Annotated in this window: 15 protein-coding genes; 7 read left to right on the top strand and 8 right to left on the bottom strand. The window is 61.2% G+C overall.

The window, feature by feature from the left end; translation table 11 throughout:
- The 3 genes from M3436_13945 to M3436_13935 form a co-directional block, all read right to left on the bottom strand.
- Positions 1 to 389 (bottom strand): hypothetical protein (locus M3436_13945; protein ID MDQ3565185.1); only part of this gene is annotated, 389 nt, incomplete at its 3' end.
- 331 nt (positions 390 to 720) lie between these two features.
- Complete coding sequence (locus tag M3436_13940) at positions 721 to 1,485, bottom strand: NRDE family protein (GenBank protein ID MDQ3565184.1); 765 nt, start codon at positions 1,483 to 1,485, stop codon at positions 721 to 723.
- 6 nt (positions 1,486 to 1,491) lie between these two features.
- Entirely contained in the window at positions 1,492 to 2,574 is a 1,083-nt protein-coding gene (locus M3436_13935) for a hypothetical protein (GenBank protein MDQ3565183.1), read from the bottom strand.
- A gap of 258 nt (positions 2,575 to 2,832) precedes the next feature.
- Between M3436_13935 and M3436_13930 the strand changes: the two genes are divergently transcribed.
- The 5 genes from M3436_13930 to M3436_13910 all read left to right on the top strand — a co-directional run bounded on the left by M3436_13930 (position 2,833) and on the right by M3436_13910 (position 7,161).
- Positions 2,833 to 3,708: an oxaloacetate decarboxylase gene (locus tag M3436_13930; GenBank protein MDQ3565182.1), complete on the top strand. Its 876-nt coding sequence runs from the start codon at positions 2,833 to 2,835 to the stop codon at positions 3,706 to 3,708.
- A gap of 240 nt (positions 3,709 to 3,948) precedes the next feature.
- A complete protein-coding gene (locus M3436_13925; protein ID MDQ3565181.1) occupies positions 3,949 to 4,680 on the top strand; it encodes a TorF family putative porin in 732 nt (243 codons plus the stop codon).
- Positions 4,681 to 4,740: 60 nt separating this feature from the next.
- Positions 4,741 to 5,079 carry a P-II family nitrogen regulator gene (gene glnK, locus M3436_13920; protein MDQ3565180.1) on the top strand — a complete coding sequence of 113 codons (339 nt, stop codon included), beginning with the start codon at positions 4,741 to 4,743 and terminating at the stop codon, positions 5,077 to 5,079.
- Positions 5,080 to 5,114: 35 nt separating this feature from the next.
- Entirely contained in the window at positions 5,115 to 6,647 is a 1,533-nt protein-coding gene (locus tag M3436_13915) for an ammonium transporter (GenBank protein ID MDQ3565179.1), read from the top strand.
- A gap of 175 nt (positions 6,648 to 6,822) precedes the next feature.
- Positions 6,823 to 7,161 carry a P-II family nitrogen regulator gene (locus M3436_13910; GenBank protein ID MDQ3565178.1) on the top strand — a complete coding sequence of 113 codons (339 nt, stop codon included), beginning with the start codon at positions 6,823 to 6,825 and terminating at the stop codon, positions 7,159 to 7,161.
- A gap of 16 nt (positions 7,162 to 7,177) precedes the next feature.
- Here the strand turns inward: M3436_13910 and M3436_13905 are convergent, their stop codons facing one another.
- Complete coding sequence (locus tag M3436_13905) at positions 7,178 to 7,414, bottom strand: CDGSH iron-sulfur domain-containing protein (GenBank protein MDQ3565177.1); 237 nt, start codon at positions 7,412 to 7,414, stop codon at positions 7,178 to 7,180.
- A gap of 162 nt (positions 7,415 to 7,576) precedes the next feature.
- Between M3436_13905 and aroE the strand changes: the two genes are divergently transcribed.
- Positions 7,577 to 8,422: a shikimate dehydrogenase gene (gene aroE / locus M3436_13900; GenBank protein ID MDQ3565176.1), complete on the top strand. Its 846-nt coding sequence runs from the start codon at positions 7,577 to 7,579 to the stop codon at positions 8,420 to 8,422.
- 326 nt (positions 8,423 to 8,748) lie between these two features.
- Here the strand turns inward: aroE and rsmA are convergent, their stop codons facing one another.
- From rsmA to M3436_13880, 4 genes are all read right to left on the bottom strand, one after another.
- Positions 8,749 to 9,558, bottom strand: coding sequence for a 16S rRNA (adenine(1518)-N(6)/adenine(1519)-N(6))-dimethyltransferase RsmA (gene rsmA / locus M3436_13895; GenBank protein MDQ3565175.1), 810 nt, complete (start codon positions 9,556 to 9,558; stop codon positions 8,749 to 8,751).
- 18 nt (positions 9,559 to 9,576) lie between these two features.
- The gene (locus M3436_13890; protein ID MDQ3565174.1) at positions 9,577 to 11,415 is read right to left on the bottom strand and encodes an SCO family protein; all 1,839 of its coding nucleotides are present in this window, start codon (positions 11,413 to 11,415) and stop codon (positions 9,577 to 9,579) included.
- Complete coding sequence (locus tag M3436_13885) at positions 11,366 to 12,697, bottom strand: selenium-binding family protein (protein ID MDQ3565173.1); 1,332 nt, start codon at positions 12,695 to 12,697, stop codon at positions 11,366 to 11,368. The genes M3436_13890 and M3436_13885 overlap by 50 nt, the downstream gene beginning before the upstream one ends.
- A 111-nt stretch (positions 12,698 to 12,808) precedes the next feature.
- Positions 12,809 to 13,390 (bottom strand): carbonic anhydrase, encoded by a 582-nt coding sequence (locus M3436_13880; GenBank protein MDQ3565172.1) that lies wholly within the window; start codon positions 13,388 to 13,390, stop codon positions 12,809 to 12,811.
- A 271-nt stretch (positions 13,391 to 13,661) separates the two neighbouring features.
- On the opposite strand from M3436_13880, the gene M3436_13875 reads away from it, so the two are divergent.
- The coding region (locus M3436_13875) for a glycosyltransferase (GenBank protein MDQ3565171.1) at positions 13,662 to 15,322 on the top strand (1,661 nt) is incomplete at its 3' end.

Here is a 15,322-nt window from a genome sequence, read left to right as displayed (position 1 = left end):
ACGATGCTTTCGTTACGGTATTCCGCCCGTAGCGCCTCCAGGGCTTCGCGCCCGCGCCACGCGGGAGGCAGGCTTATTCGCTCCTGGCGCAGTTGCCGGATGCGCTTGACTTGCTCTCCCCGCGGGGATTGCAGGTTCTGCGCGATCGCGCCGATCTCCCGCTGCAAGCGTTCTTGCTGAAACCTGGCCCAGTCCAGCGCATTCTGGGCTTCATGGCGCGCCTCCACGGCCGCGTCCCGCTCGCGGCTCGCGGCGGCCAACTGGTCTCCGGCTCCTCGGGCTTGGTTCCGCTGCTCGCCAAGACGCCGCTCGGCGGCCGCAAACTCCTCGGCGCGCGCACCGGGGTTCTCTGTCTCGACGCGTTGGCGGATTTGCTCGAAGCCGATCATCGCGCTGTTCGGAGACTTGACTGACGGCTCAGCTTGTTCGGCTTAGGCCGCCTGACCGATGACTAGAGCGGTACCTAATGTAAGCCCCAGGACAAGGTCAGGGTTGAGCATGTCGCAGTAACGGTTCATGGTTCATTCTCCTGCTTCAGTTGATTATGGGAACTCCCGAGGTCCGGGATGAGGTGACATGCTAATCGGAGTACCTGACATCAAGCTGAAAAGCCACGGGGCGGGATCTTGTCGTCCACGGTACTGACCTTATTGGTCTTGCCCGTGGTGTATGAGCTTTTTGAGCGGTGCCGACGTTGAGATGACAGACGCTGTTGCCGGGTTATCGATATCGAACTTGAATTCGACCGTCCGAGCGCCGGGTGTCTTCCGGCGAAAAATTGCGTTCCACGAATCTTACGCGGCGATCGCGATCCTGGATTAGAACGCTGCTGCAACGGGTGCCGTAATTCTCGCTCGTGATAAAAATCGATGCTAGCACGCGCTCCCGCACGAGGCCGACTCCGGTGTCCGGCAGGCAGTCATCAGTGGGCAGGGTCCTATCGGCCAGCATTTCCAGGATCGCCTCGGGCTCGGCGGCGGGCATCCCGAGGATTTTCGCGAGAGCAGCCTTAGCATTTTTTACCTTCGGCCACGGGGTGTCTAAGCGATGATTGCTGAGCCCGTATAAACCGGGCGCGAGCGTTAGGATCTCCCTGGTGCGATTGTTGTAGTAAGCGATCTCGTCGTGGTCGCCGGCCAGCAGGTTAAAGCCATTGTAGCGCGGACCTTGCCGAGCGACTTCCGCGAGATAGGCGCGAGGCGGTGGGTCCCCGCGCAAAAACTTGCTGACCAACAGCCCCCGGGATGGAGCATTCTCCGGCGCGGGTTTCGGATCGCGGATGTTGCTTACGGCCGCGAAACGTCCCGATCGGGTGATCCCGAACCAGGTGCCGCCCCCGACGAGATCCCGGCCGGCTAGAATCCACGGGGCGTCCTCCCAAAAGTGCGCGGGTTGACTGGGGCGGTCATAGAATTCATCGCGGTTCGCGGCGATCACGAGCGGATAACGGGCGTGTTGCCGGTAGGATAAAAGGATGAGGCACATGCGGACTCACCTAGAACCGGGAGCATCCTCAGCGCGCTTGGGGCGATCGGTACGCGCCTTCGCGGCGGGCCTTACATCAATGCGGCCAATCCGCTGCGTGTTACTTAGCGCCAGCCACAAGGTGCCGTCTTTCCGGTTCACCACCATTTGTTGCACGATGGCGCCTTCGGTCGGGATCTCCAACGTAGCGCTGCGTTTGGTTTTGGGATCGAAGGCGACCATCTTGTTGGTGTAGGACTCGTTGTACCAGATCCGCCCATCCTGGCCGATGGCGATCGCGGTCGGGCCGGCGTTTCGGTTTACCGTGTCATACTCCTTAAAGCGCTCGGTCTTCGGATCGTAACGGCCGAGCTTGGAGCGCGCCGGATCGGTGTACCAGATGTTGCCGCCGGCGTCGATCGCGAGCTGCCGGGGGCGGGCATCCTTATACGGCAATTCGATTTCGCGCAGGGTCGCCTCCTTGGAATCGATGCGGGCGAGCCTGTGCGTCCCGAACAGCGTGACCCAAATCCCGCCATCGGGCGCCACGGCCAGGTCGTGCGGTCGCGCCTTGGGAGTGGTCACCGGCAAAACAACGACCCCGCCCGTGCGCGGGTCCAGGTACCCGCAGGCGTTGGCGCGCTGGGCGGTGAACCAAATCCTGCTCTTATGGATGAGGAGTGTGTCAGGATCCTTGGCACCTGGCGGGAGGGAGTATTCCATGATCTTCCCGCTCTGGGTGTCCAAGACCCCGATTCTCCCGAGCTTGGTGGCCGTATACCAGATGCGTCCGCGGCGCCCGATGGCGATCCCATGGGGCGCCGCACCGGGGCTCGGCATCTCAAAATCCTTGATCTGGCCGGTTTCCGGGTCCACGCGCCCGATACGGCTGTTCGCTTGGTCCACGTACCATGCCACGCCGAACCTATTCACGGCAACCGAGTAAGGCGCGGCGCCGGCTCGCGGAATGACGTACTCGATGATCGATGCGAAGGATTCAACCTCGCTTCGGCCGTAAGGCTCCGCGGTGGCACCCGCCCAAAGCCGCGGCAAGCCAACCGCAGCGACCAGGGCGGTGATCGCCAGAATTCTAGGGATAAGACTGTGCATACGACGGTCGGTGTAGGGCCCGTTAAGCTTCCGCCGCCATTGCGATTGTAACGGAGTGCTGCGACGAATTATAGCCGAAACCGTCGTCCACGACGCGCTTCATGGGTATCATTGAGGCGTAAGTCAAAATATTTCGCCTGCGGGGCACCCCGCAGGCGACCAAAGGAAAGAGTGCACTACTCCCCTTTGGAAACCCCAATGCTAAAGTGCCCGCCGCAAGCGGCGGGGTAGTAGTGAATAACCCCCACGGGAGGACCTATGACACAACCACCCACGCGCCGGATCCGCGAGCTGCTCGCTAAACCGGGGATCATCCGTTCGCTCGGAGCGCACGATGTGCTGACGGCCGTGCTCATCGAACAAGCGGGGTTCGAATCGGTTTTCATCGGCGGATTCGGGACCAGCGCCAGCCTTTATGGTCTGCCCGACCTTAACTTTCTGGGCATGAGCGAGATGGCGGACGCCGTACGGCGAATGGCCCAGCGCGTAGCGATTCCCGTGATCGCCGATGGCGACACCGGACATGGCGATCTGCATAACGTCATGCGCTGCATTAGCGAATTCGAAACCGCCGGTGCCGCGGGGATCATCCTAGAGGACCAGGTGTTTCCGAAACGCTGCGGTCATTTTGAAGGCAAGCAAGTGATCCCGGCGCAGGAGATGGTGCTCAAGTTCAAGGCCGCCGTACGTGCCCGCTACGATGCGGATTTTCTATTCATTGCGCGCACCGACGCGCGCGAACCGGACGGTTTGGACGATGCGATCGATCGCATCAACCGCTACTGCGACGCCGGCGCGGATGTGGCTTTCATCGAAGCCCCCCTGTCCCTCGCCGAACTCGAGACTATCTGCCGCCGGGTCCCTTACCCCAAGTTCGTGAACATGCTCGCCTTCGGGAAGACCCCCCTACTCGGCGTGCGCGATCTGGAGCAAATGGGGTTCAAGATCATGGTCGCGCCGATCGACTCGGTATTACTCACCGCCAAGGCTATGCGCGAAATGGCGCAGGTCTTTGCCCGCGATGGACACACGCGGGCCCTCGCCGAAAAAATGGTCGGGTTCGATGAAATCAAGAGTATCTTGGGCGTCCGCGAGTATTTATCGTTGCGCGATGAATTATGCCGAGGCGGTTAGGCCGGTAAGGTTTTCATCAAATAGACCGTCGAAACCTCTACGAGTGCTCTATCATGGTGCATACACGGATAGTCTTGGGCTATGATGATGCTAAGGATTTCACTTAACGGGTGAATACTTTTTTAGTAGTATTAAAAACAATAATAACCGATGGAAAACACGACAGTTGTTGCTACCATATAGTTATGGCACACGCTGTGCCCTGGCCTCATTAAACAACTAAACTTTCAGGGGGAACCCATGAAGCAGATATCGATATTGGTTGCGGTTCTGGCCGGATCCACGGCGGCTTTTGCACAAGAGGAATCGCCGCATGTGGCGGCCGGGAGCGTCGCATTAGCGACGGATTATCTCTTCCGCGGTATTTCACAAACCGACAACAGTCCCTCGGTCCAGGGCAGCCTCGAATACAACTACACGCCCTGGGGGATCTATCTCGGGGCGTGGGCGTCGAACGTCGATAACGCCACGTCGGATGGGGAGATCGAAATCGATTGGTACGGCGGGTTTCGAGGTGAATTCTCGGATACCGGTATCGGTTGGGATCTCGGCGCGATTTATTACCATTATCCAGGCGACGACGAGCGTCTGGCACAACCTCTCGAGGCGGACTATGTCGAGGCCAAGGCCGGCTTGAGCTACAAGTTCCTAGGGGTACCCTTCGAACCGGCAACCTCAGCGACGGTGTACTGGTCGCCGGATTACTACCGCGAGACCGGTGATGCCGTCTATCTCGATGGGTCGCTCGGTCTGTCACTGCCTTACGGTCTTGGCCTTGGTTTCCATGTGGGTTACCAAGACGTCGATGACCTCGGCGACTACATCGACTGGAGAGTCGGTCTTTCGCGAGAGGTCTTGGGATTCGGTTTGGACGTGAGCTACTGGAACGCCGAGAACGAGCCCTCGTTTTGTGGGGTCGGCTCCGAACAATGCGGGGGCACGGTGCTCGGCACGATTTCCAGGAAGTTCTAGCCCATGTGGGAGCGCCTTTCAATCAGCTAACTGGTCAATTCAATCCTTAGGAATCGCAACATGAAGTTGGTAACCGCTATCATCAAACCATTCAAGCTTGACGACGCCCGCGAGGCCTTGTCCGAGGTCGGCGTGCAGGGCATCACCGTGACCGAGGTCAAGGGCTTCGGGCGCCAAAAGGGGCACACCGAGCTCTACCGCGGGGCGGAATACGTGGTGGATTTCCTACCCAAGATCAAGCTCGAAGTTGCCGTGAGCGACGACCAGGTCGATAAGGTCGTCGATGCGATCATCAAGGCGACTAGCACCGGCAAGATCGGGGATGGGAAGCTTTTTGTCTACGAACTGTCTCAGGTTGTGCGTATTCGTACGGGAGAGACCGGGCCAGACGCGCTATAAAAACGCTAGATAATTTGTTCCGGGAGGTATTCGCGATGTCTATCGAGATCGGCGCCGCCATGCGGTGCATAGGGATGGTGTTGGCGTTGGTGGCGGCATTGGGCGGCGGCCTGCCGGCGGCGGCGCAGGCTCAAGAGGATGCGGCAACCGGTACGCAGGCCGAAGAGACCGAGGCCGCGCCAGGGGCATCCGCGGCGCCTGCCCCTTTAGAGGCGGCACCCGAGGAAACCGCGCCGGCCGCGGAGCCCGTTCCACCCACACCCCACAAGGGTGATACGGCCTGGATGATCGTCGCGACGGTGCTCGTGATCCTCATGATCATTCCGGGGCTCGCGCTCTTCTACGGCGGCATGGTGCGAGCCAAGAACATGCTCTCGGTGCTGATGCAGGTGTTTGTCGCCTTCTGTCTCATATCGGTGTTATGGGCCGCGTATGGCTACAGCATCGCGTTTACCGAGGGCAACGCCTTTTTCGGAGGGTTCGATAAGCTGTTCCTCAAGGGCGTCACCGCGGACTCCAACGTCGCCACCTTCAGTAAAGGCGTGGTGATCCCCGAGTACATCTATATCGCCTTCCAGCTCACCTTCGCCGCGATCACCGCGGGGCTCATCGTCGGGGCTTTCGCCGAGCGCATGAAGTTCTCGGCCGTGCTGTGGTTTCTGGCGTTGTGGTTCACGTTCGCCTATCTGCCTATCGCGCACATGGTCTGGTATTGGGCCGGTCCGGATGCCTATACCGATGCCGATGCCGCGGCCGCCGCGACGGCCACGGCCGGTTTCATTTTTCAGAAAGGCGCGCTCGACTTCGCGGGGGGGACGGTAGTGCATATCAACTGCGGGATCGCCGGGCTCGTCGGCGCGCTGGTGGTGGGTAAGCGGATCGGGTACGGGAGGGAGCATATGGCGCCGCATAACGTCGGTCTCACGATGGTCGGCGCCTCCCTGCTCTGGGTCGGCTGGTTCGGCTTCAACGTCGGTTCTAACCTCGAGGCCACGGGGCTGGCCGCCATGGTATTTATCAATACCTTGGAGGCGACGGCGACGGCGGCGCTCGCCTGGATGTTCGCGGAATGGATCGGCAAGGGCACGCCGAGCATGCTCGGCGTCGCCTCGGGCGCGATTTCGGGCCTGGTCGCGATCACGCCCGCCTGCGGATGGGTGGGACCGATGGGGGCGATCGCCCTCGGCTTCCTCGCCGGCATGATCTGCTACTGGGCGGTGACCGGGCTCAAGCATCTCTTCGGCTATGACGATTCGCTCGATGTGTTCGGCGTCCATTGCATCGGCGGGATCATCGGCGCGCTTGGCGTCGGGGTCTTCGCCTCCCCGGACCTCGGCGGCACCGGGGTGTGGGACTATGTCGCCAACGCGGTCGCGCCCGACTATTCGATCGCGACCCAAGTCACGAGTCAAGCCTGGGGCGTAGGGGTGACGCTCGGGTGGTCCGCGATCGTGGCCCTCATCTCCTACAAGTTGGTGGACTTGATCATCGGGCTGCGCGTCACGGAGGAAACCGAACGCGAAGGGCTGGATGTGAATCTCCACGGCGAGAAAGCGTACAATCTCTAGCTGTCGATTAATACCCCGGAAATCTTCCTTTCCCCGCAAGGGGGAGGGAATGAAATCCGGTGCGTGTACCCATCCGTAGTTAAGCTACGCGGCCTCCTGAGCGCATCGTTCCCTCGGTTGTGCTGCCGGATCAAAGAGGCTACGATGTGGCGACAACGCAAGGGAGCCAGTTGGCGTGCAGCTTATCATCGCAGTCATTAAACCTTTCAAGCTCGACGACGTCCGTGATGCGTTATCGAGGATCGGCGTTCAGGGCATGACGGTGACCGAGGTCAAGGGATTCGGCCGGCAGAAAGGCCATACCGAGCTTTACCGGGGCGCCGAATACGTCGTGGACTTTCTACCCAAGATAAAGATCGAGGTGGCCGCGAGCGACGATCAGGTGGACCGAATCGTCGAGGCCATCAGCGGAACGGCCAGAACCGGCAAGATCGGTGACGGCAAAATCTTCGTCGTTAGTCTGGGCGAAGCGGTCCGCATCCGAACCGGTGAGTCGGGGGCGGACGCCTTGTAGCCTGCTGCCGGGCTCCTCAGAGTTTCTTGTGGGTACCGTTGCAATAGGGCGGTGATCCGGTCTGCTTGCAGCCGCACAGCCAGACTTTCTGGCTCTCGCTCAGGGTAAACTGATGCGGCGAAAATTCGCTGCCCTTATGCGAGCCGTCGCAAAAGGGTTGACTCTTGGATCGGCCGCACGCGCACCACCAATAGGGCCCCGCATTGAGATCGAGCGCGTAGGGGGCTTTCTGAGCACAGACAGGCGTCGTCATGCATTGTCCTCCCGGATGGATGTCTTGGATATGTCTTGGATGCGATACCGGCAGTTTGACAGTCGCGCATGTTAATATCGAACCCCTATGCTAATCAATGCGTTGACCTACGCGGGTTGATCTCCATTCCTGGGAGCCCGCGTGGGCGTTTAAAACGCGGGTATGTCCGGCCCTTCCCAGCGTGATCCGCGCTGCGACCGCTACTGCGTGGTCGGTAACCCCATCGGGCATAGCCTCTCGCCACGGATCCACCAGGCGTTTGCGGAGCAAACAGGAGAACGGATCGACTACCAAGCGCTCCTTGCTCCGCTCGACCGGTTTCGCGAGACGGCGCTGGAATTCTTTACCGCCGGCGGACGCGGCATGAACGTCACGCTCCCGTTCAAGGAAGAGGCTTGGGCGTTCGCATCCCTGCGCTCCGCGTCGACCGAAACGGCTGGGGCGGCGAATACGCTGTGGCGCGATGGAGAAGGCCGTTACCACGGCGACAACACGGATGGCATCGGATTCCTGCGTGACTATCTTGGCAATCACGGGGGCAGTCTCCAGGCCCAACGAGTGTTAGTTTTGGGCGCAGGCGGAGCCGTGCGGGGTGTGTTAGGACCCCTCATGGAGCAAAGACCCGCCCGTCTCGTGGTTGCCAATCGAACGCTATCCAAGGCCCGCGCCTTATACGAAAGGTTCAGCCCGCTGGGCGAGATTTCAATCTATGAATACGGCGCCCTCGCCGGCCAGCAGTTCGATGCGGTAATCAACGGCACCGCGGCCAGCCTCGGCGCTGAGTTGCCTCCCTTGCCCGCGGGGATCCTGGCCGCGGGCGCCTGGTGCTATGACCTGGTCTACGCGCCGGAGCCGACGCGCTTTATGCGCTGGGGCCTCGAATGCGGGGCGGCGCGGGCGCTGGATGGCTTAGGGATGCTTGTCGAGCAAGCCGCCGAGGCCTTTTCCATTTGGCGCCGGGTAAGACCCGCCACGGGACCGGTCATCGAGCTGTTACGGAGGGAATGACCTTGATGGTGCGCTGCACGGCCGTTTCTCGAACGCATGGCCTAGGGTTTGCCTCTTACGCACAGCCCCCCGCGAGCCTCCGCCTGCCGGTGGCGGGGCTCCAGCCAGATCGCGGGTCTTCGCGGCATGTGTACCGTAACTATAAGATATATAAAGATATTTGATCATTGATTAAATTCTCATCGATCTAGCAAAAAAGCCCGTCACATAAAGGGGGAAGGAGGTTTTCGCGCAAACAGTCCACAAACTTATCCACAGATTCTGTGGGTAACCAAGCGGCCGTGGTTGATCCGGTATTTTTAGGCGGCATGCGGGGATCTCCGGCGCTATTCGCCGATGGCTAGGCCGGACCGCGTTGCTGCCACGTTGCTTAGTCGCACATAGTTGCCGGGCGTTAAGGTTTCGGCTCGTGAGCCGGGGTCGATTCCGGCGCTACGCAGCACGCTTTCGTCGACCCAACCCTTGAGGGCGTTACGTAGCGTCTTCCGGCGCAGGGAAAACGCCTGGCGTACTAAGTCTTCGAACAGGGTCCTATCGGCAACGGGGAGCGGCGTCCGCCTCGGTGCGAGCCGTAGTACCGAGGAATACACCTTGGGCGGCGGATCAAACGCGGCCGGCGGCACCTCAAACAGCAGTTCACTCTCACAGAGGTACTGCACCATTACGCTCAGCCGCCCATACTGGCGCGTACCGGGAGAGGCCGTGATGCGCTCCGCGACCTCGCGTTGGAGCATGAACACCATGTCCTCGATGCAGTGCGATTCCGACAACAAGTGAAACATCAGCGGCGTGGAGATGTTGTAGGGCAGGTTTCCCACGATGCGGAGCCGCCGGCCCTCCCCGGCGAGGGAAGAAAACGGGAACTTCAGCGCATCGATCGCGTGGACCACGAGCCGGCCGCAAGCGGCAAGCTCCGCTCTCAGCGCTTTGGCGAGACCCGCATCGATCTCGACCACATGCAATTCACCCAGAGCGAGGAGGAGCGGGCGCGTCAGGGCACCGGTGCCGGGCCCGATCTCGGCCACACATTGTCCGGAATGCGGAAGAATCACCCCGAGCAAGCGCGCCAGCACCTCGCGATCCCGCAAAAAATGCTGGCCGAAGCGCTTTTTTGCCCGAACGGCTTCCACGGCCATTGCGTGCCGCCGCTCGCGCTAGGGGACGCGTGCGGACGCTTTGGGATCGCCGATGGGGGCCGCGAGACCATCAGCGGCGAGTTCTCTGACGTTGTCCCCCGTGAGGCTTTCCAAAAACACCACCAGATCGTTCTCTTCTATCGTTGAAAGCCCGAGGGGCTCGATCTCCCGCTCCGGTGCGGCATATCCCCCGCGGTTGTAGTAGACGACCACATCGGCGAGGGTCGCGAAGGATCCATCGTGCATATAGGGCGCGGTGAACGCAACGTTGCGCAGGCTGGGCGTTTTGTAACGCCAACGGTCGGCGGGGTCTTGCGTCACCTCATAGCGGCCGAGATCATTGACAGGCGGCTCGCGCACCGCGTCTACGAGATGCTTAGCCACGTTGAGGCCGGGTGCGATCGGGACCGCCGCCTCCTCGGAGTGCGTGTGCATCGAGCGTTGCCAGCCAACGCCGGTATTGTGCGGTTGCTGATCGGTGAATAGCGCGTGATCATGTCCGAGCGCGTGGCAGGCGCCACAGCGCGCTTTACCGGTAAAGAGCTTGAAGCCGCGTTGGGCTTCGCGGCCGAGCGCCGTGCTATCCCGTCCGTAGTACCAGCGGTCGAAGGGGGTGTCGCCGGAAATCAGCGTGCGCTCGTAGCTTGCGATCGCCTGCCCGATCGTTGCCATACCCGCGGGGCGGCCAAAGGCCCGCTCGAAAAGACCTTGATAGTCCGTCAATCGACGCACTTTATCGAGTACCCATCCCACCGACGGCGCTCCCATCTCGTTCCACGCCAAGAGCGGCGACCAGACTTGGGTTTCCAAGGAACTCTCGCGCCCGTCATGAAAAAGATGTTTCTGATAAGCCACGTTGTACAGGCTCGGGGCATTGCGGCGCACCGAGCGGCCTTCGATACCGGCCGGCACCGCGAGCGCGTTGTTGGTGAAACCCTGATCCGGAATGTGGCACATGGCGCAAGACATCGTATTGTTCAACGACAGGCGGCGGTCGTAGAAGAGCATACGGCCAAGCGCCACCTTGGGTTCGGTCAGGGGGTTGTCCGCGGGCACGGGCGCTTGGGGGAGACCGAGCGGCGGGTCAAGCACCCAGCGCATTAAATCGGCACCGCGCTTCTCGGGTTTGTCCGCCTTGCCTGAACGCGGCCGGGCGAAGCGCGCTTCCTGCTCCAGCACCAGGGTTTTGAGATCATTGACGAGGAGCGCCGGATCGAGCACCGAAGCGCCATAAATATTTCGGAGCATGCGATTTTCATCGATCAAAAATACCCGCAACAGGTGGGCGAGACCCCCGCCTACTGCCTGTGAGGGTTCCGCTTGCAGATTTTGGCCGTAGGCCTGCAGGATCGGCGCGAGGGCCGCGGGCGAATCGGTGGTTGCGAACACCCAGTCGCTGTCCTGCGCGAAACGCGCGCCGTAGCGCCGCATGATGCCGGGGGTATCATGGCCGGGGTCGAAGCTCAGGGTGATGAGACGCACCCGAGAGGAGATCTCGGGATCGTTTCGCTCGAGCCGCTTTCTAGCTATGCCGAGCAGCGCCGTCGCCCACGGGCAGCCCTGGGCGTCCGCACAGCGGGTATAGACAAGGCTCAGAACAACAAGCTTGCCTGCATAAAGCTCGTGTAAGGTCGTGACCGCGCCCCCGCTGGTCACAACCGTGCCGTCTCCCGCCGGTTTCAGAGGCGGTAATTCATAGGACCCAGCTTCGGGGTAGCTTAGGCTAATAGCCTGCCCGAGGGCGTCGAACCCCGCCGCAAGCCATCCGATGAGAACCGTTACGAGGAGGCTAGCGCGCAGATCGCTGTTACTCGTGCGCCGCGACGCGCAAGCTTTCGCTCGGCGTGCTCCGCGCATACAAGGCATACGCGCCGAAGCGCATGATATGCGGGCGTCCTAGTTTTTCTTTGGTAAAGTCGATGGCGAAGCGTTCGCTCAGTTGCTTCCCGTCCCATTGGAAGGCCTTGAAGAACTGCTCGTTGTCCGCGCCCTTCTTGTCCCAGTTGGCCAGCAAGGAGCTGGTGAAATAAAGCCGTTTCCCATCCCAGCTCTGCGACACCATGTTGAGTTGCGCCCCGACCTTCTTCTCGTAAATCTGTTTCGGATGGAAGGGATCGCGCACATCGTAAAGCCGCACCATGCCGTCCGAGAAACTATCGACCCAGAGAAAATCGTCTTCGGAACTCAAGGAAATATCCACCGGCAATGGGGTCTTGCTCGGATCCCCGATGTCGCTTACCGCCTGGGCATGCCACTCGCCTTGCGCGTCTTCGTGGATCAACCAGATCTTCGACGTCAAGGCGGTGGACGTAAAACAATAATTATGGTTCGGCTGCCAGGCACAGCGGATCTCGAGCGGCGCCCCCGGGACATCGAGGATTTTTTTGGGCTTGCGCGCGTGCAGATTCCAGATGACCACCGTGCTGCCGAAGCGCTTCATCGCCTCTTTATCCTGCAGCAGCTTGCCGAAATCCATCATGTAATTGGACCAGCCGGTGAACGAGGAGGTCACCAACACATTGCGTCTCGGGAGCGCGCGCACATCGTACCCATAGCCATCGGCGTAAGACCCCGCCTTCTTCGCGCCCTGGAGGTTGTCGTCGGTGGGGATCCAATAAGTCGCCAGGTAATTGCCCTCATTGGTGTATTCCACGAGCGCCGTGCGGCCCCCGTGGTCGCGATGGTTCGACAGCGCCGTGATCAGCATCCGGCCCGGCATGGCGTAAAAAGTGTGCGGCCCGACGGCGCCCCCGCTCTTGGCGACGAAGTCCTCGATGGTCTTAACCAAGCGCGGTTTCGAGGGATCGGTACGCACGTCGAAGATGAAGATCCGGCTGGTGTCGAGCCCCCCCGCCCAAAAGTGAGCACGGTCATCGGTGAATCCCCCGTGATGGGCTTCGTTGCGTCCGCCGACCGATACGGTATGAACCACCGAACCGTGCTTGGCCGATTTGGGGTTCACGTCGATGGTCACGAGCTTGTCCTGCTCGTCGCCCACGCCCTGTTGTCCCAAGGTCCAGACATAGGCAAAATCCTCCTGGCCCACGATCTTGGCCATGTAAGGCGACATGCAGGTCTCGTCCGCCCGTGCCACGCCGTGCCCGAAGGAGGCCAGCACCATGACCGATGCCGCAAGCATGAAATTAATCAGGGTAAGCCTTTTCATTTTAGTTTCCTTTACTACGACGGTTCCCCGGTGCGCGTCGTGCCGATAGGAACCGCGTCGGCATCACCCCGCGCCCCCGTGGAACTACGCTGCTTGGCCTACGGCCATCGCCTCCTTGACTTCGTTGAGACGGCCGGTCCCGACGTCGTAAATGCACCCATAGATGGGGATGTCCCGAGGCACCAGGGGATGGCTGCGGATCCGCCGCACATCCTCCGTGACGCTCTGCTCCTGATTCTTGATGGTCAGCCAGTCGATATAGTCGCCTTCCGAAGCGCCCGGTCCGGGGCCGACATCGCGAAAACCGCCGGCATCGAGCGCGGCGGTCTTCAGACTGTTTTTCAGCAGACCGCGCATCACCTCGTCGGTGAAAAATTCCATCCCGCAATTGGTATGATGGATGACGAACCATTCCCGCGTGCCTAAGAGTTTGTAGGAAATGACCAGGGAACGGATCGCGTCATCGCTGGCCCGTCCGCCGGCATTGCGAATGACGTGCGCGTCGCCTTCGGTGAGCCCGGCATATTTCGAGGGCTGCAGGCGGGCGTCCATGCAGGTCAGTATGGCAAAATGCCGCGCCGGCGGCATCGCTAGTTTGCCCTTATCGCCAAAGTTCGCCGCATACTGAGCATTCGCAGCCAGCACTTCTTGTAAGATCTGACTCATAGTTCACTGCCTCCAATCGTTGTGGCGCTGCCCATGAACGGTGAGCGCCGGTTGTTATATATTATTGCGGCGGGTCATCCTGCCGCCTCAGCTATTATAGCCGGTGTTCCGTGTACGTTGCGCGGTGCTTGGCTCAGTTAGCGCGTATCATTAGAATCGCAACTAGAAGAAACGCTGTCCCAGAACCTACACTTCGGTCGGGACGGCCCGCGCCACGGCGCACGCCGCGATAACAGAGTCCGCGGGCTAGAAGAACAACAATGAACCAACAATGAATATCCTGATGATGACCAACACCTACGCACCGCACGTGGGGGGCGTTGCGCGCAGCGTGGAAGGCTTTGCCGGCGCGTTCCGGGCCCACGGCCACCAAGTGCTCGTGGCGGCGCCGCTCTTCAAGAGCACCCCCGAGAACGAACGCGGCGTGATCCGCTTTCCGGCCGTCAAGGACATCAATGGCAGCGCCTTCTCGGTACCGATGCCGGCGCCTCTGCGGCTGGTGGCGGCGCTCAAGCAATTTCGCCCCGAGATCATCCACTCCCATCATCCGTTCCTGTTGGGAGGAACGGCCCTGCGCGTCGCCGCGGCGCGCCGTCTCCCGGTGGTATTCACCTACCATACGATGTACGAGAAATACACCCACTACGCCCCCGGGGATTCGCAAACGATGAAACATTTCGTCGTGGACCTCGTCAGCGGTTATTGCAACCTGTGCGATGCGGTGATCGCGCCGAGCCGAACGGTGGCCGAGCTGCTGCGCGAGCGCGGCGTCGAAACCCCGATTCAGGTGATCCCGACCGGTATCAATCTGCCGCTCTTCGCGGGTGGCGATGGGCAAGCGTTTCGGAGAAAGTATCGGATCCCGGCGCGGGCGTTCGTGCTCGGGCACGCCGGGCGCTTAGCCGCGGAAAAGAACCTGGGTTTTCTGACAGAGGCCGGCATTCGCTTCCTGGAGGGAAACCCGAACGCTTATTGTCTTATCGTCGGCAGTGGACCAGCAAGCGAGGACTTGCAAACAGACTTCACCCGCGCGGGTCTCGCGGAGCGGCTGATTCTCACGGGGGCGCTTGATCAGCGCGATCTCAGCGACGCTTACCAGGCGATGGATGTCTTCGCCTTCGCGTCCCACACGGAAACCCAAGGGATGGTGCTGGCCGAGGCCATGTGCGCCGGCGTGCCGGTGGTGGCACTCGACGCGTCGGGGGTGCGCGAGATGCTGCGCGATGAAGACAACGGACGTCTGTTAAAACGGGAAGACCCCGAGTGCTTCGTGGCCGCCCTCGCGTGGGTCGCCGCGCTAGGCGCCGAGGCGCGCCAACGGTTGCGGGAAGGCGCACAACGGACGGCCTCCGCTTTCGATATGAGCGGAACCGCGGCGCGGGCGCTTGATCTCTACGCCTCGTTGCGGGCCACCGCGCCCACGCAAAGAATGCGCGATCATACCCTTTGGGACATCGCGTTTCGCCGCCTGCGGGGTGAGTGGCGGATCCTGCGCAACGTGGTGCAGGCCGCGGGCGAGTCGCTGCGGCCGAGCCTCGTTTGGGAAGTGGGGCCGAGGGGCACCGAAGACCCGCGCGCCTGGCCTAGCCAGAACGCCCTTGCCGGGCTGGAAAATCATCCCGGCAAGGGCGCCGAGCCGTCGGCGACAGGGGCGGATTTCAAGACGCGGTTGCTGGGATGGCTGTGGGCTTGCCTACTGCGTCTACAATCGGTGACTTGGAGGAAACGCTATGACGGTCTCGATCGCCTCGACGAGATCTTGGATCAGCATCAGCGGGTCTTGTTTTGCTTCTGGCACGGCAAATACCTCCCTCTTTTTGCGCTCATGCGGGGACGCCCGGCCTGCGTATTCACGAGCAAATCCGATCGCGGGGCCATCATCGCCGAGATCTGCCGCCACTTCGGTTATGAGTGCGTACAGGTCCCGATCCG

The organism is Pseudomonadota bacterium (genome assembly GCA_030859565.1).
Taxonomy (GTDB): Bacteria; Pseudomonadota; Gammaproteobacteria; order JACCXJ01; family JACCXJ01; genus USCg-Taylor.
Note: the sequence above shows the minus strand (reverse complement) of the source record. Positions and strands in the feature narration are given on the sequence as shown.

Excerpts from the sequence above, each read along its gene's own strand:
- glnK (MDQ3565180.1), top strand. The coding sequence starts at position 4,741 with ATGAAGTTGGTAACCGCTATCATCAAACCATTCAAGCTTGACGACGCC.
- M3436_13930 (MDQ3565182.1), top strand. The coding sequence starts at position 2,833 with ATGACACAACCACCCACGCGCCGGATCCGCGAGCTGCTCGCTAAACCG.
- M3436_13890 (MDQ3565174.1), bottom strand. The coding sequence starts at position 11,415 with ATGCGCGGAGCACGCCGAGCGAAAGCTTGCGCGTCGCGGCGCACGAGT.
- M3436_13885 (MDQ3565173.1), bottom strand. The coding sequence starts at position 12,697 with ATGCTTGCGGCATCGGTCATGGTGCTGGCCTCCTTCGGGCACGGCGTG.
- M3436_13935 (MDQ3565183.1), bottom strand. The coding sequence starts at position 2,574 with ATGCACAGTCTTATCCCTAGAATTCTGGCGATCACCGCCCTGGTCGCT.
- M3436_13905 (MDQ3565177.1), bottom strand. The coding sequence starts at position 7,414 with ATGACGACGCCTGTCTGTGCTCAGAAAGCCCCCTACGCGCTCGATCTC.
- M3436_13880 (MDQ3565172.1), bottom strand. The coding sequence starts at position 13,390 with ATGAGTCAGATCTTACAAGAAGTGCTGGCTGCGAATGCTCAGTATGCG.
- M3436_13925 (MDQ3565181.1), top strand. The coding sequence starts at position 3,949 with ATGAAGCAGATATCGATATTGGTTGCGGTTCTGGCCGGATCCACGGCG.
- M3436_13940 (MDQ3565184.1), bottom strand. The coding sequence starts at position 1,485 with ATGTGCCTCATCCTTTTATCCTACCGGCAACACGCCCGTTATCCGCTC.
- aroE (MDQ3565176.1), top strand. The coding sequence starts at position 7,577 with ATGTCCGGCCCTTCCCAGCGTGATCCGCGCTGCGACCGCTACTGCGTG.
- rsmA (MDQ3565175.1), bottom strand. The coding sequence starts at position 9,558 with ATGGCCGTGGAAGCCGTTCGGGCAAAAAAGCGCTTCGGCCAGCATTTT.
- M3436_13915 (MDQ3565179.1), top strand. The coding sequence starts at position 5,115 with ATGTCTATCGAGATCGGCGCCGCCATGCGGTGCATAGGGATGGTGTTG.